The organism is Vibrio sp. (assembly GCF_984391705.1).
In genome coordinates, this window is record NZ_CFHWOM010000003.1 from 68,703 (window position 1) to 89,195 (window position 20,493).

Consider the following 20,493-nt stretch of genomic DNA (forward strand, 5'->3'; position numbering starts at 1 on the left):
CAGAACGCATGTATTTAGTTGTCAGCGGTGAAGGTGAAACCGACATCGGTAAAAGCAATGATGCTATCGGTCCTCTGAGTAAGCTAATAGACAAGTTTATTGAGCCATATTCGGGCTTCTCACTTCTCGATGCGGATCTGCTTGAAGTGGTTCATGAGTCTGAAATTACTCGGATATCTAAAGATACAACGATTATCAAAAATCTTTCGAGGCGCGGTAAAAAACAAGGTCTAGAAACTAGAGAGTTCTATCGTGCGGCGAGAGCATTAGCTCATGTAGCCTCTAATCCTGAAAGGCAACCAAGCTTAGCGGTGTTATTCCACGACTCAGACAGTAATAAATGGCCAGATTATCAATCTAAGCGCCAATCTATGATTAATGGCTTTGAAGCTCAAGAGTATCAAAATGGCGTGCCGTTTGTTGCTCAACCAAAATCAGAAGCTTGGCTAATCTGCGCATTAAAATATGGTTATCAACATTGTGGCCCCCTTGAAGAGCGCTCTGGTAACGACGACTCGCCAAAATCTTTAAAAGCTGAGTTAGAAGCACATCTTGGTGAGCCAGCAACTCGTGTAACGCTCAATGAGCTCGTAGACGAAGGTCAAATAGATTTGGCTCAAATTACCGATATGAAGTCGATGACGGATTTTCAGGAGTCAATGAAAGAAGTGCTAGGGCGAATGCTGGGTAGACCAATCGAATAGAAATTTTCATCATTAAATAATAAGAACAAAAATGAGACTAAATAGGCTTAAGTTAGTTGGTCGATACAAATCGATCGTAGGAACAGAACAGCAACCTTTCATTTACACCTTTAAGCCAAATAGCGAGGGGTATTCGCCTATATGCTTAGTTGGCTTAAATGGTTCTGGCAAATCAAATTTCATCGAACTAATCGCCGATATCTTTGGCTATGCTGATAGGTATTTCAACCCGCAGTATGAATGTACAGAAGACCTTACCTATGATTTTGAAATTGAGTATCAAATTACGGGAGCCTCTGCCCTAAGGACCGTGTTGCTCAAATGTACCGATTCGAAACTGAAGATGCTTTATATTGAGGGTGAAAGACCATTCAGCTATGGCACCAATGAGCTAGAGAATTACCAATTAGACCAGATGGTCGAACTGTTGGGTATTTTCAATGAAGTTCAAAGCGATTTTCATGAAATGCTACCCACCAATGTCATTGCGTACTCTTCGGGAAACAATCAAGGGTTGAGTTCAGTCTTTGCTAAAGCTCAGCTTAGTTTTTATGACGTTGTACGGAAACAGGGCGTGTTTCACCGAGAGTATGCTAAACGTTTTGATAACCTAATTACTAGAGAAGATGGGTTTGATGAGAATCAAGTGATTGAGCTGCGTGATTATATTGAAACCAGTTATGAGCGCAACAAGCCTTTGTTTGAGCCGCCATTAGTGTTTGATGACGAAGTCGACATTGATGTACCTCTACCATCAATCAAAGCACAACGACCTATCGGTATATTTACAGATCACACCGCCAATCAGTTGTTCTTCATTTCGCTAATGGTCAATGAAAGTGACGATTTTAAGCGATTCCTAAACGATTACACGAATATCGAAACATTGAAGTCATTTGAGATTGATTTACGGCTTTCAGAGTATCGAGATTTAGATTTTATTAAAGATGAAGCCATACGACTGCAGAACCTTAGTTGTGATAGTTCGAAGTTCAATGAAGACACGCTCAACGGTGTTCTGAAGTTTGAAGTTAACCAAGACTTCTTCGAGAGAATAGAAACCCTATATCTTGAGCGTTCAATGTTTCTAGATAACTTGATGTTCATCAGCCAAATGGTGGCTAAACGCTGGAGCAGAGACGAAAAGCGAACCTTGAAAACGAGTTGCTACGAGCGAAATGTACCTAACATCGCTGGTGGATTAGCGCCAATTCGCTTCGTTAATACAAAGGTTAGGTTAATTAACCCAAATACCGTGACGCTATATGACCGTCTCAGTGATGGTGAACATCAACTAATTCAAATTATCGGTTCCTTAATATTATTCGGTGACCAGCAGTCCTTGTTTATCCTTGACGAGCCAGAAAGTCATTTCAACCCAGAGTGGCGTATCGAGTTTGTCGATATCATTAACAATTACGTTGGTTTATCAAACCTAGAGTTGATTATCTCCACACATTCCCCTTTTGTCCTTTCAGCATGTAAATCTGAGCGCGTGCTTCATTTCAAGAAAAATCCTGAGGGCTGTGTAGCGATTAATTCTATTCGTGACAAAGAAACCTATGGATCTTCTTTTGACTCATTACTCTCGTCTGTTTTCGGGTTAGAGGTTCTTATTTCAAAAAGGCCTCTAGATGAGATACGAGAAGTACTATCGCAATATGATAATGGGGACCTTACTGGTACAACAGCTCTTGAACAACTAGAGAAATTTGGCCAATCATTCGAATTAAATTACAGACGGAACAAAATTCGACGAGAGTTGGATGAGCTGGGAGATGAAGAATAATGCTCTGGCCTGTAGTGAAACCACCTCAATCAAGTTTGTACTGGCTTGATGAAGTCCATAAAAACTTCTATCGGTTGATGTTCCAAGAAGAAGAGGTAGAGGATTGTTTTCCTGCAGAATTCCGAACAGTTCTTGATGGTAGTGCGAAAACAAATGAATATTTCAACTGTGTTTATCGGGAATATAATCGGTTATCTGTTGAGCATAAAGCGTCTTTTCGACAAATATATGACCAACAGATAGGAATTCTACCAGTCTATTCTGATGTTCAAATCGCGCTATTGAAGCCTAACGTTAAAACCCCGAGTACAACAGAACACAAAGATTTGTGGAATGCATGTAAAAAACTAGGGGGGTATTTGTATTCAACGACATTAGGTTTGCAGTGTTTTAGCAATGCATTGGATGACAAATTTAATGAGGTTGAATTCTCAGACATGCATGATCACTACCAAGAGTTTAAAAGGTTAAACACAGCGATATGTTCGTTCTGTGGCTTGTCACCTATGACGGCGGAAGTACTAATCGAACCTGAAGATGGCGCGGATCTTCCAGAAGAAAGGCAGAGACGTGCTTCATATGACCATTATTTACCCAAAGCCCATTATCCGTTTTTAGCGGTGGATTTTAATAATCTTGTTCCTTGCTGTGATACATGCAACGAAGATTTTAAAGAAGAAAAAGACGCGCTTAGTGAAGAGGGTGATCGTACTCTATCCTTCATCCCTTATTCTCAAGAGCAAGTGCGCCTCCAGGCTTCATATGAGAAGAAAAGTGGGGATTTCTATAAAATGCGTGTGGCAATTATAGAGACTGGCTGCGCACTTGAAGAGAAAGGAAAAACCTGGGACCGAGTTTTTGGTGTTTTAGGGCGTGTGAATCATTTGATGGATGAGTCATTTACCGAGGAGTGGTTAGCTCCGTTATTAGCTGATGTGGAGCGAGTTGATATCGCTAAAGGTAAACTACAACGAGAAGCCGAGAGACTGGAGCTCATAAAGACTTCTAGGAAAGAGGTTTATTACAAATCTTTAAGTTTTTCACATCTGGCCGGTTCAGACGATGAAGTTGTCGAAGATCTACTTCTGGCGATTAAAGACATCTATGAACCCAGACGTAACGCGTTATAAATAAGGACTAAAAATTGGCTGTATATTGTGGTGACAAAAATTCTACTCATTTACTTAACAATATGTCGGAGTTCAAAGAGCGTTGTTTTATTCAAGGTCGCTCTCTTTTCACGGAACTGACAGTCTGGAATTCACCAACGTGCCAAGAGCTCATTGATTACTTCGTTGAAAACTTAGATGAAGGTGACGGTGACTTTTTTGAAAAATTAGAAACTCAACTGGCAGATGCTTCCCCAGAAGCCAAAGTACTGGCGTCTGAAATGCTGTGGTTGATGTTTCTTTGCCCAAGTAATACGGGACCAGAGTCTAAGCGTAATAGTATTGAACGAGTATTTTCCTGGAGTGGGTACGAGATTACCCCAGAGCCCAAGCAAAAATTCCTTTCTGACAGCGCTTTAACTGGAATTGGCAGTGCTGGAACCGCATACAATACAGGTCGCTGGCGAGAGCTTGTTTATGTTATCCGGTTGGTTGAAGCTTTGCTAAAGCTCTCTGACCTGGAAAGAAAAGAACTTTTGAATGATGTTGAGCGCTTGCCTCAGTGGTTGGAGTCTATTCCAGAAAATGGCACGAGACAGTTTCGTCATATGTTTTTATATCTGCTGTTTCCAGAGGCTCATGAGCGCATCTTTGGTAACACGGACAGAAAGTCTATTTTAACGACTTTAGACGACATCACGAGTGCCCAATATAATCGAATGGATACAAAAGATGCTGACGCTAAACTGTTGGCACTAAGGCAATCTTTTGAAGCGGAGTTCGGGACCAAAGAACTTGACTACTATGTCGAGCCGTTGCGGTCTAAATGGAAGGTACCGAAGCCATCGTCCACCAATGAGGTCAACGATACAGCGCAGGAGTATGATGTGAAGAGCAATGATAAACCTCAACCGCTTAATACGATTCTTTACGGACCTCCAGGAACAGGTAAAACCTACAATACGATCAATAAAGCTCTAGAGATTGTTGATCCTGAGTTTTACTATTCACATAGCGATGATCGAGTCGCTATCAAAAAGCGATTCGATGAGCTTCTAAAAAGCAATCGCATTGGTTTTGTTACCTTCCACCAGAGTTTTAGTTATGAAGATTTTGTGGAAGGCTTGAAAGCGACGACAGAAAACAATCAGGTCAACTACGAAATCGAAGATGGTATTTTTAAACGCTTGTGCGAATCTGCTCGTGCCAAACCAACAGTAAAAGCAGAGCAAGATTATGTTGATATTGGAGGTCGTAAAATCTGGAAGATGTCGCTAGGTGATATTGCGGGTGATGACGCTTTTATCTATCAGCAATGTGTTGATAATGGCTACGTTCTTTTAGGTTATGGTTATGATATCGACTTTAGCCAGGCTGCTGATCGTAAGCAAGTGGCTCAAACCTACCGTAGTCATAACGTAGAAATTGAGAACGAAAGCTATGACTATCAAGTTACATCAGTAAACAAATTCAAAAATGAGATGGCTATCGGTGATCTCATTGTCGTTTCAGATGGTAACCGTAAGTTTCGTGCTATTGCTGAAATTACCAGCGATTATTATTTTGATAACTCAGCTATTGATGATGTTAGCTATTCTCAAGCAAGAAAAGTTACTTGGCACAGAGTGTACGAACCATCACTGCCAGTTGATGAATTGTTTAAGAAGAACTTGTCTCAAATGACTTTGTATCGACTATACGATTCCACCATCGATACTGAAAAACTCCAAACTATATTACAAGGTAGTGCTGACAGGGGGAACGTAGCGCCAGGGCGCACGCTAGGTAAGTATCAGATTGAATCAATTTCTGATGGGCTGATTACTATTCGCAAGCCTAATGGTTCTGATCTGCCAATGCCCAAATCGATTGTTGACGAGCTTTGTGATTTAGTTCGATCTGGTGATATTTCCATTGAAGATATCAAGCAAAAAAGGGTGTTTGACAAAGTAGATACGTTGATGGAGAAGTACCTAGTAAATGGCTACCCTAATGTATTGGGGCCATTAGTTGATGAGATTGTTAGCAAAGGAATATCGCTATCGAATCAAGCATCCTCGGATAAGAGAGTGCTGATTATTGATGAGATTAACCGAGGTAATATCTCCAATATCTTTGGTGAGTTAATCACTTTGATTGAGCCAAGTAAGAGGGCGGATGCTAAAGAAGCGCTATCGGTTAAATTGCCATATTCAAAAAAGCCTTTTTCAGTTCCTGATAACTTACACATTATTGGCACGATGAACACGGCTGATAAGTCACTCGCTCAGATCGATATCGCGTTGCGTCGTCGTTTTCAGTTTCAAGAAATGATGACTAACTACGAACTGCTTGCAGAAATTCCATTAATTGATGGTATTGATATTGAGCAGATGGTTCGGGTCATTAATAAGCGAATAGAGTTACTGTACGACCGTGAGCACACGATAGGCCACAGCTTCTTTCTATCACTAAAAGATAACCCTTCGATTGAACATCTGGCTGAAATTTTTGAATTACAGATCCTTCCATTGCTGGAAGAGTATTTCTTTGAAAACTGGGAACGAGTAGCAATCGTATTGGGCGATCATCTTAAAACAAATGAGAGCTTACGCTTTGTTGTTGAACAATTTGACGCGAACGAAATTGCTCAGTTGATGGGAGATGATTGGGACCAAGTGGGCATACAGCCTTATGTTAGAAACGATCACGCCTTTAAAGTCGCTGCAGCGTATATTGGTATCTATTCTTAATGTTTAGTAGGAATCATGACTCCGTGATTGCCGTTCGTGAATTCGGCTTGTTACTCAATGGTGGTAATGAGTCGAGTATCGACTGTCACTCAGTTCCAAGTAAAGCGTTTGAGTGGTTGTTGGTCAATGGGCAGAGTAACAACGAGGAGTCCGTTGATCTTATAAAGGTAAAAAAGCATGGCAGTTCGATTGCTTTGCAAGTTATCAACTATGTTGGGGTGTTAGAAACCCCTTGCGGTACCCGCATTGAGATTCTTCCTAAGATATCAGAACAGGAAGACAGTCAATCAGCAACGAAAGTGCTTCTTAAGATGCTTTCAACAGTCTATAAACTTAACCTGCATAGGTTTGAAAGTGCTTCCCTGCAAACATTAAACAGGCCTCTATTCGAAGTATTGATTGGTTACTTCTTAAATGAGGTCTCTGGTGTCATTAAGAAAGGGATTCGTTGCCAATATACTAGAGTTCAAGCTCGTAAGCCTTACTTAAAAGGTCAGTTACAAACTTCAAAGCAAATCAACCAAAGGCCGGGTTGTCTCAATAGCTTCCACATTTCTTACGATGAGTTTTCACCGGATAGAGCGGAAAATAGATTGATACGCTCTGCGCTTAATCAAGTAATGAAGTGGTCTAAAAATAGCGATAACTTGCGTTTAGGTAGTGAATTACAATTTGCACTTGATGATATCCCTTGCTCTAAAAATTATGTATTGGATTTTCGTCAGTGGTCCAAGGATCGTTCTCTGGTTCACTATTACTCTGTAAAACCTTGGTGTGAGCTGATTTTAAGTTACTGCTCACCAGTATCATTATCAGGGTTGCACAATGGTCTTTCGATGCTTTTCCCGATGGAAAATCTCTTTGAGCGATATGTTGCGATAAGGCTAGGAAAGTCACTACAACCTTCTCTTAAATTGAAAACTCAAGCAAACAGTTGTGCCCTAGTGACCCATAAGCCCCTTAGCGGAAAGTCTCAAGAGTGGTTTAGGCTCAAACCCGATATTGTAGTTAGTGATAAGACTTCGCATGAGCCGCTTTATGTGGCTGATACTAAGTGGAAACGAATTGACGAGAAGCAAGCCACAGCAAAGCAGAAGTACGGTATTAGTCAATCTGATATGTATCAGATGTTTGCGTATGGCCAAAATTATTTAGGTGGTTCAGGCGTGGTCTATCTTATCTACCCGGCTTACGAGCACTTTAAAGAGTCTCTGCCATCATTTAGATTTGATGAAAATCTAGCGGTGAAGGTTATCCCTTATGATCTCGTGGATGATGAATGTGAACTATTGGGTGTTGAATGTTCAGGAAAGTTATCATCTCCTGAGCTTTCGTGCTAAATCGCGTATCTTATTATCAACTCGATTAGATTGAAGTATCAAATCAAGTGCATCTTGTTCTCTGCTGTTTTCAAAGATCAGCTTTGCGTTACCAACCCTAATTGCGGCCCCGGCTTCGTTACTCACTTTTTTCGTCACTAGAGTTTCGATTGCATCTGCTCGTGAAATTCTGCCATTAGTGAAATCTCGGAAAAGCTCATAGTGAGATACGAATGCGGCTTTGCCGACGGATTTTAGTTTTTTGTCTAAATCGGTATCATCCATGAAAATTGCTCACTTCTTATAAGGTGCATTAGCAATGCTAAGATTATAGACATTGCTAGAGGAGCTTTGGATATTAGGATAAGAAAAAGTGGAGATTCATTTAAATGTAATGGCTTTCCTTAAGTAATACCCATGGTAATACTTTTGCTTTCGTTTTGTTTGTATATTCAATTAAATTAAATGGTTGCGTGTTTAAGTCTGCTGTCTCACTCCCGCCACATTCTAAAGCCCTAGCAGAAATGCTGGGGCTTTTCGCATTTTGCGTTATCAGGTCGGATACTTATCTCAATCCCTCATTCTTTCCTAATACTTAATCGCCTTATGTAATCAAGATGGTTATTATGCCTTTAGGGAAAATTTTGGGTATTTGCCATGGATGTAAACCTCTCTTTTTACAATGAAAATGCAGAACAACTGGCTGAGCAGTATGATTCTGTAAATTTTGAATCTGTACACAGCAGTTGGCGTTCACACTGGCCTCTGTCGGGTAGCCGAGTATTGGATGTTGGTGCAGGCTCGGGCAGAGACGCTCAGTGGTTTGATTCACAAGGCTGTAAGGTCGTTGCTATTGAGCCTTCGAAAGGTTTTCGTCAATTAGGAAAACAGCGTACCTCGACGGAAGTTCATTGGGTTGACGCCCAACTCCCAGATCTCAGCTCTATAAACGCTTTACCTCATAGTTTCGATCTTATCCTTGTTTCAGCGGTGTGGATGCATATTCCGGTGACAAAGCGCTATCAGTCTCTTTGCTCATTAGTGGCGCGGTTAGCTGAAGGTGGCAGAATTGTGATTACTCTACGGCATGGTGCCTTCGGTGATGGGCGCACAAGCTATGGTGTCTCTCTTGCGGAATTAGAACAGATTGCGCAGCGAATAGGGTTAGTGGTTTGTCATGTTGAAGATACAGAAGATGGGTTATCTCGGACAGGATTGACTTGGCAAACAGTAGTACTAAGTAAAAGCATCAGCCGTGTGTAGAAGCAGAGAAAGGCAGCGCTTACTCGCTAAAGCGTTTGATCTCGGTTTATTTCGTTTAGCATACCACCGCGCTGAGCTGTTTAAAGGACTGTAACGGTGATTCTAGCCTGTTTGCTTATGCATTATCTGCCTCGCAATTTAACTTCGTACAGTTAGTTTTCTCTCTCTTATTGATAATGGTCAATTCTTATCCAAGATGGTTTGTTTAGCGTGGCTACAGAATGCATATTTGAGGGAAAACAATGCGTAAGCTAACGATAACGACCTACATAAACGAGGAACTCGAAGGGACAATACGAATTCCGCTTGTTCTCGCTAAACTCATCTCCGCTCCCTTTTTACGTCGTTTGAATGATGAGCAATCAGAAGCGATTGGAGAGGCGCTGAGCTTAGACGATTACCAAGGAGTAATCCTCAATATAGAAGACTACAAAAAGTCAGAGCGGGTGGTATTTGCCCTCGAATAATCGTTTAACTGCTTCGTTGCAGGGAGAGCGTGAAAGTCATTCCAGCATCAGAGTTGATGGTTGCTTTGATGCTACCTTGCATGTCTTTTACGCTGTTAGCAGAAATAGCGAGCCCCAAGCCAAGCCCTTCTCCTATCTTTTTACTGGTATGAAAAGGTTCGAAAATGGAATCGAGTTGCTGAACTTCAATTCCGCATCCGTTATCGACTACTTCGACCAAAACCTTGCCTTTGTTTTGATGGACATTAATGGCGATCTTTGGCGTTGGAACGCCCCGAGTCGCATCAATCGCATTTCGAATTAGATTCCCTAACACTTGGCGCAGGCGTACTTCTTCTCCCAAGACCATATTAATATCTTGAGCGATTCGCACGCGCACATCGATCGCCGCTAAGGCTTGTTGTTCGATTCTAAGCACTTCCTCTAGAGCAAGAGTTAAAGAGACTGGCTTAGGCTTATCGAGACGTTTGAAAGCGAAAGATTTAAGCTGCGACGTCATGTTTGCCATTCGGTCAATCAAGGTGTTCACCAGATCGAGATTGGCTTGTGCGAGTTTGGTTTCTCCTCGCTCTATGAGTAATTGATTACTAGAGAGTAAGGTACGAAGGCCAGTTAACGGTTGATTCAGTTCGTGGGTAATTGCGCTCGACATGCGACCCAATGCGGCGAGTTTACTGGTTTCTATCAACTCTTGCTGCGCTTCTTCAAGAGCTTTGGTCCTCTCTTCTACTCGCTGCTGTAGCTGTTGGTTGGCAGATTCTAAGGCAATTTCCGCTTTTTTACGTTTGCTTATGTCCATGATGGTACACAAATAGAAAGAGTGACTGTGCCATGGAAACTGGCTAATGGAAAATAGGACTGGAAAATGACTGCCATCGCTGCGTCTTGCAAAGGTTTCGACACTGCTCAGCTCTGCTAATTCACGATGTTGAGGAAGATCTTTTAATAGTCTCAACGTGGTGGAATAGGGATTGCCAGTATCAAATAGCTGCCAAGCTTCTACCGATCCAATCATAGAGTCTGCGAGGTTGAAATAACGCTTAGCCATTGAGTTTATGTCGGTAATCATGCCATGTTTATCGAGTAGCAGGATCCCTACGTGGGTTTTATTGATCATGGCGTTGAGGCGTTGTTCCGATTCAACTAGGAGCTTTTGGATTCTCTCTTGGCTTAACTGTTTTTGATGCCTTTGGTAACGAATGATGAGTAAAAGACAAATGAAGATACAGGCCACCACCATGCTCCAACTTAGCCAAGCAACGTTTTTCTCCATCGGACTAATGGGAGAAAGGTAAGTGAGCTGCCATTGTAGATCGTCCAGTACGACGGATTGGGATAAATAGCGGTTTTTATCGAGCTGCCAAATAGAAAAACGAGTGTCGTCAAACAGTGTTTTAGATGTACTCATTTTTGTAGGATCGAAACTGTCATTAAACCAATCCGCGTTATAGTGCTTACTGCTGGAAAGGAAATAGTGATTGCTCGCATTCTTAACTAAGATGATTTCTTCACTCGCTAACCATTGCTCGGTTAGCATGCTTAAGTCGACTTGCACGACAACAATGCCTGAGATATCGAAGCCTAGGTACATAGGTGCCGCCAAGAAGTATTCTGCTATGGCTCCTTTGTTTTTAGTCACGACCGTGACACCTTCTCGTTGCTTGTGGATTTGATCAACAATGGAGTCGATATCCACGCTATCGATGCTGTAGCTTTTTGAACTTGAAGCCAGAATGTCTCCACTGGCGGAAAGAATATACCAACCTCGCGTATTGGACGCTTTGTCTAACTTGGCAAGTTGACTCTCAATCTCTGTTTGAATGTCTTGGCGTCCTTCTAGGTATTGAAGGCTCTGCTCATCGTTGGTCACTAGGTATGGAAGGTGATAGAAGCGAAGCAAAGAGCGTCGAGCATCGCCAATGTAATTCAATAATCGCTGTTGGGTTTGAAGCTGTATGGAACTCAGGTTCCACTGTGTTGCCACTTCTCGGCTAATGACCTGAATGCTGGCAATGACCAAAATGGCGAGGGTCAAAAGCCAAAAACGATTGAATTTACCCACTGGCTTTTCCTAATTTAAGTGGCCGAGATTTGGCAACAAATCCATGTTAAATCAGCCTCACGCTAGCAAATTCCTCTTTTATTGTTAAGAAGTTGTAGATGAAAAGTGGGAGCTAGCTCCTTTTCGTTAGGCGCTTTTTTTCTTAACGTGGCTAACTATGGAAGGTACCTGTTGTATGGAAGAAGTAATGGAAGCACGCGTAGCCTTAGTGGAAGATGATGCGATTGTTCGTCAGGCGACCAGCCAGTGGTTACAACTTGCTGGTTTTGAAGTTCGCCCTTTTGATGACGGAGAGCAATTGCTTGATGAATTTGAAGACGGCGAGTTTGACGCGATAGTTAGCGACGTTCGATTGCCAGGGATTGATGGCGTTGAGCTTCTTAACAATCTCAAGCAACGTTTTCCAACGATTCCTGTCATTTTGATCACCGGGCACGGTGATGTCGATATGGCCGTCAAAGCTCTTCAAATTGGAGCGTACGATTTTATTGAGAAGCCATTTGATCCAGAGCGACTTTCTCACACGGTACTGGCCGCTGCAACAAAATATCAGAAAGGTAAGGAAAGGGAAGACCGACGCAGTTATCTCGATAGTTTAGCTGGCATAGAAGAGATCATCATTGGTCGCAGCCAGGTAATGTGCGATTTGAGGGAGCAGATTGCTAAAGTCGCTGCTATTGATACCAATGTGATCATCTATGGTGATACGGGGTGTGGTAAGGAGTTAGTTGCTAACTGCTTACATGAGTTGAGCCGCCGGAAACGTCATCCATTTGTGCCACTCAACTGCGGTGCGATTCCTGAAAATCTATTTGAGAGCGAGCTGTTTGGTCATGAAGCGGGGGCTTTTACGGGAGCAATGAAGCGTCGCATCGGTAAACTAGAGTTTGCCAATAAAGGAACACTGTTTTTCGATGAAATCGAGAGCATGCCATTAGCGATGCAGGTAAAAGTATTGCGCTCTCTACAAGATCACATTGTAGAGCGGGTTGGAGGCAATCAGCCTATCTCAATCGATCTGCGAGTTGTCGCTGCGGCCAAACATGATTTGATGAATCATCCAGATTTTCGCCAAGATCTGTTTTATCGATTGAACGTTGCCCAACTTCACCTTCCTCCACTGTGTGAAAGAGAAGAGGACGCTTTATTGCTGTTTGAACACTTTACTCGTAAAGCTAATCAAGAAACTCGGACAGCAAGCGAAGCCGATCGACAAGCGTTGCTCACGTACTCTTGGCCGGGTAATGTGCGAGAACTGAGAAACGTTGCAATCCGTTTTGCCCTCGACGATTCGGTCACAGTTGGTGAAATCCTTTCGACAAGGCCCAATACCCTTAATGAATCATCCCATGTCGGGATTCCTTTAGCGATCCAGGTACAAAGTTTTGAACGCAAAGTCATTCACGATGCATTAGTTCGTCACAATGGGAAAATTACAGAAGTGATGCAAGAGCTAGATTTACCGCGTCGGACCCTCAATCAGAAGATGGCGCGCTATGCACTCAATCGCTCTGATTATGTAAAAAGCTAACTTGTTAGAGACCAATAGGCAAAATATTGCTCATAGGTAATTGGGCTGAGCTTGGTAACTTGATCACATTTATTTAACTTTTGTTAACCAGAACTGGAGAAAAGCGCCATTGTAGGGGGCAGTAATGAGCAAGATTCTGCTCATTGTGGCAGAGCTGAATGAGCATAAATTTGCTCATTTTGGCTAGCTATAGAAGCCTAATTCAATAAAATCAGTAACTTAATTTCTGGCATCACTTTTGCCATAGTAGATTTGATTTAACAAAATAATAACGTGAACAACTCTACATGGAGAGTAAAGATGAAATACAACAAGTTAGTCAAAACTTTAGTCGTTGCAATGGCTTCAATTGGTCTTGCATCTAACGCGATCGCTGAAGAGAGAAGCTATATTCTAGCGACAGCGTCGACAGGGGGGACGTACTACCCAGTAGGCGTGGCTCTGGCGACATTGAGTAAAGTTAAGCTGACACCAAAACATCACTTTTCTTTATCAGCAATCAGCTCTGCCGGATCGGGTGAAAACGTAAAACTGCTTAACGAGAATGAAGCTCAATTTGCGATTCTTCAAGGTCTCTATGGTGCGTGGGCTTGGTCAGGTCAGGGGCCTTATGAGAAAACAGGGCGTCAAGAAGACTTACGCTCTGTCTCTATGCTTTGGCAAAACGTAGAGCACTTTATTGTTCGCTCTGATTTGGTTGATAGCGGTACGGTAAGCGACCTGAAAAACTTGGATGGTAAGAAATTCTCGATTGGTAAAAAGAATTCGGGAACAGAAAACTCTGGCCGTCAAATCATGAAAGGGCTTGCAGTTAACCCTGATCAATTTAACCTAGCGTATATGGGATACGGTGGTAGTGCTAGCGCGTTACAAAACGGCACTATTGATGGTATGAATACACCAGCAGGTGTGCCTGTTGGAGCCGTAACACAGGCATTTGCGGCGCTTGGTAATGATATTCAAATCCTATCTTTTACTGACCAGCAAATTAAGATGGCAAATGGCAAATACAACCTTTGGACCAAGTATGAAATTCCAGCAAATACTTACCCCGGTGTGGACAAGCCGATCACAACGATCGCCCAGCCAAACTTCCTCGCAGTACGTCAGGACATTTCAGATGATGATGTTTATCAGCTGACCAAAACTATCTACGAAAACCTGCCATTCCTTCAAGGTATTCACAAGGCAACGAAAGCAATGGCGATTGAAAAAGCGATTGCTGGTTTACCTGTACCACTTCACCCTGGTGCAGCGCGTTACTACAAAGAAGTGGGTGTAGAAATCCCTTCAGAACTGATTGTGAACTAATCACCTGCCTTACGCGCACTGCATAAGTAGTGCGCGCATCTATTGATTTTACTGTTTTGGCTCTACTGAAAAGTTGGAGTGCGTTGGAGTGGAATATGAGCGATTCAATCCAAGAAGAATTGCAGAAATTTGAACTGCCTACCCGAACGGACTTTCCGTGGGTGGGTAAAGCGATCACCGTGTTTGGCGTTGTGCTTTCGCTACTACATATTTGGTTTAATACCTTATCAACATTGCCTGAGTTATGGATCTCAGCAACTCACTTTGCAGGTTTTGCTGTTATTTGTGCTTTGTGGTATCCCGCCCATATTTCTCTCAAGAAAAGTAAGCTAGCGCTCGCAGTCGATGTGATGATTGCCGTCGCGGCCTTAGCGTGCTTGGTTTATATCCCTTTTGCGGAAGACGCTTTATATGAGCGAGGAGTAAAGTTTATTGCCAGTGATTGGTTTTTCGCGATACTCGCCATTGCAATCGTGATTGAATTGATCAGACGAACCATGGGCTGGTTTATCCCTATGCTTATCTTGGTTTGTTTAAGCTATGTGGTTCTATGGGGCCAATGGGCAAGCGGCATTTTCCATTTTCCTGGCTTAAGCCTTGAAACCCTTTTATACCGCAGTTTTTATTCTTCAGAAGGCATGTTTGGCTCGATCTCTCGTATCAGCTGGACGTTTGTCTTCATGTTTATCTTGTTTGGTGCATTCTTAGTACGCTCTGGCGTAGGGGACTACATCATTGATGTGGCGAGAGCAGCAGCAGGCAAAATCATCGGTGGGCCTGGATTTATCGCCGTTATAGGCTCAGGTTTAATGGGATCTGTTTCTGGGTCAAGTGTGGCAAATACGGTATCGACAGGGGTGATCAGCATTCCGTTGATGCAAAAGGCTGGGTTCCCACCAAGATTTGCCGCAGGTGTTGAAGCAGCCGCGTCGACTGGGGGTCAGTTAATGCCTCCTGTAATGGGAGCGGGTGCCTTTATTATGGCTTCATATACCCAGATTCCTTATGTCGATATTATCGCCGTCTCCTTTGTTCCCGCTTTGATATATTTCTTGTCAGTTGCTTTTTTTGTTCGCATAGAAGCTAAGCGCAGTGGTGTACAAAAAGTCACGACCAGTAGCGAATCTTTGCTGAAGGTTTTGTTGTCTGGTTGGCACAACCTGATACCTCTTGCGGTGCTTGTTACCTTACTCGTTCAAGGTTTTACTCCGACATACGCAGCAGGCTTATCGATCATTTCCGTTGTGGTGGCGTCTTGGTTTTCAAAAAATCATAAGATGGGGCCGAAAGCGATCATTGAAGCATTATCTCAAGGGGCGAAAAACATGGCGACGACCGCTGTGTTGCTTGTAGGTATTGGCCTTGTCATTAACGTAATCAGCACAACGGGTATCGGCAATACATTTTCATTAATGATCGACGGTTGGGCTAATGGTGATCTGTTCATCATGATCGTTTTGATTGCCTTGGCATCACTTGTCTTAGGAATGGGCTTACCGGTTACGGCGGCGTATATTGTTTTAGGCACATTGTCAGCGCCTGCGCTCTATAAACTTCTGGCCGAAAACCAACTCCTCGATTTACTGGTGGCAGGGCAATTACCTGAACAAGCAAAAGCGATCTTTATGCTAGCAGCACCAGATAAGCTCGCATTGCTAAATGCTCCAATGAGCCTAGAGATGGCAAAAGAGATGGTTGCAGTGGTACCTGCTGACTTTATGGAAACCCTGTTAGAGCAGAGTTTGGGTTTAGAAGCGGTTGGCTTAGCACTATTGTCGGCTCACTTAATTATTTTCTGGCTTTCTCAAGACAGTAATGTCACGCCACCTGTTTGTTTGACCGCATTTGCTGCGGCGACGATTGCCAAAACACCTCCAATGCGAACAGGCTTGATGGCATGGAAAATTGCCAAGGGATTGTATCTTGTCCCATTGCTGATTGCGTATACTGGCTTGGTAAGTTGGGACGTGAGTTCGGTTCTCGTGACGGGTTTATTTGCCATCATCGGTACTTACGCATTTATCGGTGCGATTGAAGGGTATCTAGAAGGAAAACTCAATGTGTTACTTCGTATTGCTTTGGTTGCGATCGGGATTGCGCTTGTGTGGCCTGATGTTTCCATTTGGATTCGCCTTGCGTGCAGCGCGGCATTTATTGCTATCTTCATCTACAGCGGCCGCCGAAACCAATTGGCAAGTGTAGCGACACCAACCAATAAGGTGGCAAGTTAAGATGACGATGGAAAAAGTGTACGACTACATCGTTGTTGGTGGTGGTATTGTTGGCGTATCAACGGCTTGGCAACTCAAACAAGCAGAGCCTGACAAATCTATCTTGCTCATCGAGAAAGAATCGGGGTTTGCCAAGCATCAAACCGGCCACAACAGCGGCGTCATTCATGCGGGTGTGTATTACCAACCTGGCAGTTTGAAAGCAGGTTTCTGTAAGCGCGGAGTGGAGAGAACATTAAGCTTTTGCCATGAACATCACATAGCCGTCGAAAACTGCGGCAAGTTGTTGGTGGCAACTAACAGCAAAGAGCTTGAGCGTATGAATGCGCTTTATCAACGCTGTCATGACAATGATATTGATGTTGAGTTGCTTGATGCCGCGCAATTGAAACTCGCCGAGCCAAATATCACTGGGCTAGGGGCCATTTATGTGAAATCGACCAGTATCGTCGATTATAAGCAAGTCACTGAAAAAATGGCTCAGCAGTTTATTGAATTGGGCGGAGAGGTTAAGTTAGGTTCGCAAGTTGTTGCTGCGCAGGAAACGAGTGATGATATATATCTTACCTGCGAGCAACAAGGACAAAGCTCAGTCGTTGTGAGCAAATTTGTTGTGACTTGTTCAGGGCTGATGGCCGATAGAATGACTAAAATGCTGTCCATCGACACAGATTTTCAAATCGTGCCTTATCGTGGGGAGTATTATCGACTTGATTCAAAGCATAATGGCATAGTAAACCATCTTATATATCCAATTCCCGATCCGGACCTACCATTCTTAGGGGTGCACCTCACTAGGATGATTGACGGTTCGGTTACCGTGGGTCCTAATGCCGTTCAGGGTTGGAAGCGGGAAGGCTATGGGGCAGTTAACTTTAGCCTTAAAGATACTGTGCAGATGCTGCGTTTCAGTGGCTTTTGGAAAGTGACGGCGAAACACCTTAAAACGGGGTTAATTGAGTTCAAAAATTCGTGGTGGAAGCCCGGGTACTTGAAGTTGGTTAACAAATATTGCCCTGAGATAGAACTTGCAGATTTAAAGCCTTATCCGGCTGGGATTCGTGCACAAGCGGTCATGAATGACGGCACACTCGTCCATGATTTCTTGTTTGCTGAAAGCCCACGTAGTTTGCATGTTTGCAACGCTCCATCTCCTGCCGCGACTTCAGCGATGCCGATCGGTGAATACATTTGCCAAAAGGTCATCGCGAAAGTCGGGTAAATGAAGCTAAGGTTAAGGTGTCGGAATGGTATTGAAGGTCGCGTCAAATACGCTTCTATCGCCTTCTGACAACTTAGCCTGATAACTAAGCGCTTGTTGGTAGAACTCAGCCGCCTGCGCTTTTTGCTCTGATATAGATAAGGCGTGGCTTAATACCGCGTTAGTGAATGCTTGAATCCAGTCTGCCCCTTCACCGTCAAAATGTTCAAACGCGCTTTGAGCAAATGATAGGCTTAGCTCCGATCCACTGATACAAAGCGCTCTTGCAACTGCGAGTTCAGCAAGATGTATGTTGTCTGCCGTACCGACGCTTGACCAATGATAGAGCGAAGTAAAGGCAACCGCGAGCAACCGCTGCTGCTCTTGCGCTGTACTGACTTTTTCAGACAAGCTCCAAAACTCATTATTACTTTCGATAGCGAAGTAGCGGTTTAGGCGAGTGATTTCATCCTGTGTTGGTTTTGCCATGAGACGTCCTTTTATTATTTTGGATTGATAGATATAGGCTGAATTCCCATCGTATCTATCGCCAACGAAAAGGCACGATTTCAGAATGAGCTCTTGGAAGCACTCTAGGTTTTTTAGGCAAGAAGGTTGCCAATGGGTGGAAATGGTTGGAGAGAAAAGCCCGAGCATCTATTTGCTCGGGCTTAGTTTGTATAGCTAAATTTAAGCTTGAATTAACTCAGCCGCTTTTTTCATTGCTTCTTTGGTTGAACACTCAACCACGTTCGCGTTAGCAAAGCGCTGTGCATCTTTTACTTGAATGTCGTGAGCCAAGATAACCAATTTCGCGTTGGCTACATCTAGGTCGGTAATGCGGTTCTGAATGCCGTTTTGACCTTGTGTTTCAACTTTAATCTTAATGCCTGCTGCTGCGCCTGCTTTCTCTAGCGCTTTCGCTGCCATAAAGGTGTGCGCTACGCCTGATGGGCAACAAGTGACGGCTACTACGTCATACTCGCCTTCACCAGCTGCTGGAGCCGCTTGAGCTTGTACTGGTGCTGCTTGTTCGATTTCTTCTTCTGATTCTTCAGCGACTGGTTTCCAGAAGCCAACGATAAGTGCAGTCGTTAGCGAGCCTAGTGCAATACCAACCACGTACATTGGAATGTTGCTTGATACAGGCGCCGTGATTAGACCGCCCCATGGAGCGTGTAGTAGTACGTCAGTTAGGAAGCCGAATACACAACCTACGATACCACCCGCTACGATTGAAGGAAGCACGCGCATTGGGTCATTCGCTGCAAATGGAATCGCACCTTCAGAGATACCGATAGAGCCCATAATTGCTGCCGCCTTACCTGCTTCTTGTTCTTGCTTAGTGAACTTCTTCTTGAATAGGAAGGTTGCTAGCGCCATACCTAGAGGTGGTGTACAGATTGCGATGCCTACACCGCCCATTAGCCATGGTTGAGTGTCTACTTGAGTTTGAGCAAATAGCGTTGCGACTTTGTTGATAGGGCCGCCCATATCGAACGCTGTCATACCGCCAAGAATGGCGCCTAGAACCACTTTAGAAGCGCCAGCCATTGAAGCTAAGAACTCGTTCATCGACGCCATGAACAGTTTGATTGGCTCACCGATACCCCAAAGAACGATACCAGCAGACACCAGTGTACCGATAAGCGGGTAGATGAAGTAAGCGCCAAGTGCCGTCATGTTGGCAGAAAGTGGGATCTTCTTAAGTTGGAATACCACGCCACCGGCAATGAAACCTGCCACGATACAACCTAAGAAGCCGCCGCCCATATCCGCCATGATGCCAGAAGAGATCATTGCTGGTGCAAGCGCTGGTTTGTCTGCGATAGAGTAGCCAATGAAGCCGCCAAGGATGATAGGGAATAGCACTAGACCTTTAATACCGATATTGGAAATATCCGCCAGTAAGCCGTCAGCCGGAACCGCACCTTTACCTGATGCCATTACCGCCAATGCCAGAAGTACACCACCCGCAACAATAAATGGAAGCATATGAGAAGTACCGAATAAAAGGTGTCCTTTCATGGTGCTGAGTAGTTTTTTAAAATCGCTATTGTTAGTAGCTTGAGCTGTTAGGGTACTCATAATTACTACGCCTTATGAATTGATTAAAATATTAAGGATTTGTTGTTCGTCTTTCGCGTTTTGGATCTCTTCAATAAACTCTTCGCTGAATTTCCCGAACAGTTCTTGAAGGACATAAATATGATGATCGGCGCCGTTATCTGGTGAGGCGATCATAAAAAATAGAGTGGGTTTGATGCCGTCTTCATCACCGTATTCGATGCCTTGACGTTTAACGCCAACAGCGATAGCAGGGTTGGTGACGGCTTGGCTTTTCGCATGTGGGTAAGCAATGCCATCCATTGAGGTAATGCTTAAGGATTCGCGCGTTTCAATATCATCTAAGAACGCGGATTTATTATTAATGCGCTCATTATCTAGCAGCATTTGAGCAAGCTCTTCAAACACTTCTTTTTTATTATTTGCTTGAAGGTTGCCAGTAATTAAATTGACGTTTGTTAGTTCAGTAATCATTGTTTTTGACTCATTAGTGCTTATGCAATGGAGTCAATTTAATCCTTGCCGCCAAACTCGGAAATAGTAAAAAAAATCCAACTACTAGACTTTTGTATCCGCTAATTTTAAGTGTGATAAACGTCATTTTTAACCTGTGCGAAGGCTCACAAAATAAATTTAAATCAACAGCTTAGATAGAAAAAAGCCCTGCATAAGCAGGGCATTGTGTTAGTGCTGACCTTGGGGGAAGG

Annotated in this window: 16 protein-coding genes; 11 read left to right on the forward strand and 5 right to left on the reverse strand. The window is 43.4% G+C overall.

Translation table 11 applies throughout. The features are described from left to right. Window positions 1-8: 8 nt before the first annotated feature. The 5 genes from AC4MRV_RS03855 to AC4MRV_RS03875 are packed head-to-tail and all read left to right on the forward strand — an operon-like array spanning window position 9 to window position 7,674. Window positions 9-704 carry a hypothetical protein gene (locus AC4MRV_RS03855; RefSeq protein WP_491186104.1) on the forward strand — a complete coding sequence of 232 codons (696 nt, stop codon included), beginning with the start codon at window positions 9-11 and terminating at the stop codon, window positions 702-704. A gap of 31 nt (window positions 705-735) precedes the next feature. Then, window positions 736-2,493, forward strand: coding sequence for an AAA family ATPase (locus tag AC4MRV_RS03860; protein WP_491186105.1), 1,758 nt, complete (start codon window positions 736-738; stop codon window positions 2,491-2,493). Then, window positions 2,493-3,623 carry a hypothetical protein gene (locus AC4MRV_RS03865; protein WP_491186106.1) on the forward strand — a complete coding sequence of 377 codons (1,131 nt, stop codon included), beginning with the start codon at window positions 2,493-2,495 and terminating at the stop codon, window positions 3,621-3,623. Before AC4MRV_RS03860 ends, AC4MRV_RS03865 begins: the two co-directional genes overlap by 1 nt. 14 nt (window positions 3,624-3,637) lie before the next feature. After that, window positions 3,638-6,334, forward strand: a complete 2,697-nt coding sequence (locus tag AC4MRV_RS03870; RefSeq protein WP_491186107.1) for a DUF8426 domain-containing protein — start codon at window positions 3,638-3,640, stop codon at window positions 6,332-6,334. After that, window positions 6,334-7,674: an McrC family protein gene (locus AC4MRV_RS03875; protein WP_491186108.1), complete on the forward strand. Its 1,341-nt coding sequence runs from the start codon at window positions 6,334-6,336 to the stop codon at window positions 7,672-7,674. Before AC4MRV_RS03870 ends, AC4MRV_RS03875 begins: the two co-directional genes overlap by 1 nt. Here AC4MRV_RS03875 and AC4MRV_RS03880 read toward each other — a convergent pair. Beyond that, on the reverse strand, window positions 7,651-7,938 hold the full coding sequence (locus AC4MRV_RS03880) for a hypothetical protein (protein ID WP_139060906.1): 288 nt from the start codon (window positions 7,936-7,938) through the stop codon (window positions 7,651-7,653). The genes AC4MRV_RS03875 and AC4MRV_RS03880 overlap by 24 nt on opposite strands. Window positions 7,939-8,310: 372 nt before the next feature. On the opposite strand from AC4MRV_RS03880, the gene AC4MRV_RS03885 reads away from it, so the two are divergent. Both AC4MRV_RS03885 and AC4MRV_RS03890 read left to right on the forward strand, forming a co-directional pair. After that, window positions 8,311-8,916 (forward strand): class I SAM-dependent methyltransferase, encoded by a 606-nt coding sequence (locus AC4MRV_RS03885; protein WP_491186109.1) that lies wholly within the window; start codon window positions 8,311-8,313, stop codon window positions 8,914-8,916. Window positions 8,917-9,158: 242 nt separating this feature from the next. Continuing rightward, a complete protein-coding gene (locus AC4MRV_RS03890; protein ID WP_491186110.1) occupies window positions 9,159-9,383 on the forward strand; it encodes a hypothetical protein in 225 nt (74 codons plus the stop codon). A 4-nt stretch (window positions 9,384-9,387) separates the two neighbouring features. On the opposite strand, the gene AC4MRV_RS03895 is transcribed toward AC4MRV_RS03890, so the two are convergent. Then, entirely contained in the window at window positions 9,388-11,445 is a 2,058-nt protein-coding gene (locus AC4MRV_RS03895) for a PAS domain-containing sensor histidine kinase (RefSeq protein ID WP_491186111.1), read from the reverse strand. 175 nt (window positions 11,446-11,620) lie between these two features. Between AC4MRV_RS03895 and AC4MRV_RS03900 the strand changes: the two genes are divergently transcribed. The 4 genes from AC4MRV_RS03900 to lhgO all read left to right on the forward strand — a co-directional run bounded on the left by AC4MRV_RS03900 (window position 11,621) and on the right by lhgO (window position 17,740). Next, window positions 11,621-12,976, forward strand: coding sequence for a sigma-54-dependent transcriptional regulator (locus AC4MRV_RS03900; RefSeq protein WP_491186112.1), 1,356 nt, complete (start codon window positions 11,621-11,623; stop codon window positions 12,974-12,976). Between the two features lie 300 nt (window positions 12,977-13,276). After that, on the forward strand, window positions 13,277-14,287 hold the full coding sequence (locus AC4MRV_RS03905) for a TAXI family TRAP transporter solute-binding subunit (RefSeq protein ID WP_491186113.1): 1,011 nt from the start codon (window positions 13,277-13,279) through the stop codon (window positions 14,285-14,287). A 95-nt stretch (window positions 14,288-14,382) separates the two neighbouring features. Beyond that, on the forward strand, window positions 14,383-16,518 hold the full coding sequence (locus AC4MRV_RS03910; RefSeq protein WP_491186114.1) for a TRAP transporter permease: 2,136 nt from the start codon (window positions 14,383-14,385) through the stop codon (window positions 16,516-16,518). A gap of 7 nt (window positions 16,519-16,525) precedes the next feature. Next, on the forward strand, window positions 16,526-17,740 hold the full coding sequence (gene lhgO / locus AC4MRV_RS03915; RefSeq protein ID WP_491186232.1) for an L-2-hydroxyglutarate oxidase: 1,215 nt from the start codon (window positions 16,526-16,528) through the stop codon (window positions 17,738-17,740). Window positions 17,741-17,752: 12 nt separating this feature from the next. Here the strand turns inward: lhgO and AC4MRV_RS03920 are convergent, their stop codons facing one another. The 3 genes from AC4MRV_RS03920 to AC4MRV_RS03930 all read right to left on the reverse strand — a co-directional run bounded on the left by AC4MRV_RS03920 (window position 17,753) and on the right by AC4MRV_RS03930 (window position 20,260). Further along, entirely contained in the window at window positions 17,753-18,208 is a 456-nt protein-coding gene (locus AC4MRV_RS03920) for a hypothetical protein (protein WP_491186115.1), read from the reverse strand. Window positions 18,209-18,409: 201 nt separating this feature from the next. Further along, window positions 18,410-19,807 (reverse strand): PTS fructose transporter subunit IIBC, encoded by a 1,398-nt coding sequence (locus tag AC4MRV_RS03925; RefSeq protein WP_491186116.1) that lies wholly within the window; start codon window positions 19,805-19,807, stop codon window positions 18,410-18,412. A 12-nt stretch (window positions 19,808-19,819) separates the two neighbouring features. Next, on the reverse strand, window positions 19,820-20,260 hold the full coding sequence (locus tag AC4MRV_RS03930; RefSeq protein ID WP_491186117.1) for a PTS sugar transporter subunit IIA: 441 nt from the start codon (window positions 20,258-20,260) through the stop codon (window positions 19,820-19,822). Window positions 20,261-20,493: the final 233 nt, after the last annotated feature.

Coding starts and splice junctions, on each gene's coding strand:
- AC4MRV_RS03855 (WP_491186104.1), top strand. CDS start 9: ATGTATTTAGTTGTCAGCGGTGAAGGTGAAACCGACATCGGTAAAAGC.
- AC4MRV_RS03860 (WP_491186105.1), top strand. CDS start 736: ATGAGACTAAATAGGCTTAAGTTAGTTGGTCGATACAAATCGATCGTA.
- AC4MRV_RS03865 (WP_491186106.1), top strand. CDS start 2,493: ATGCTCTGGCCTGTAGTGAAACCACCTCAATCAAGTTTGTACTGGCTT.
- AC4MRV_RS03875 (WP_491186108.1), top strand. CDS start 6,334: ATGTTTAGTAGGAATCATGACTCCGTGATTGCCGTTCGTGAATTCGGC.
- AC4MRV_RS03880 (WP_139060906.1), bottom strand. CDS start 7,938: ATGGATGATACCGATTTAGACAAAAAACTAAAATCCGTCGGCAAAGCC.
- AC4MRV_RS03885 (WP_491186109.1), top strand. CDS start 8,311: ATGGATGTAAACCTCTCTTTTTACAATGAAAATGCAGAACAACTGGCT.
- AC4MRV_RS03890 (WP_491186110.1), top strand. CDS start 9,159: ATGCGTAAGCTAACGATAACGACCTACATAAACGAGGAACTCGAAGGG.
- AC4MRV_RS03900 (WP_491186112.1), top strand. CDS start 11,621: ATGGAAGAAGTAATGGAAGCACGCGTAGCCTTAGTGGAAGATGATGCG.
- AC4MRV_RS03905 (WP_491186113.1), top strand. CDS start 13,277: ATGAAATACAACAAGTTAGTCAAAACTTTAGTCGTTGCAATGGCTTCA.
- AC4MRV_RS03910 (WP_491186114.1), top strand. CDS start 14,383: ATGAGCGATTCAATCCAAGAAGAATTGCAGAAATTTGAACTGCCTACC.
- lhgO (WP_491186232.1), top strand. CDS start 16,526: ATGGAAAAAGTGTACGACTACATCGTTGTTGGTGGTGGTATTGTTGGC.
- AC4MRV_RS03920 (WP_491186115.1), bottom strand. CDS start 18,208: ATGGCAAAACCAACACAGGATGAAATCACTCGCCTAAACCGCTACTTC.
- AC4MRV_RS03925 (WP_491186116.1), bottom strand. CDS start 19,807: ATGAGTACCCTAACAGCTCAAGCTACTAACAATAGCGATTTTAAAAAA.
- AC4MRV_RS03930 (WP_491186117.1), bottom strand. CDS start 20,260: ATGATTACTGAACTAACAAACGTCAATTTAATTACTGGCAACCTTCAA.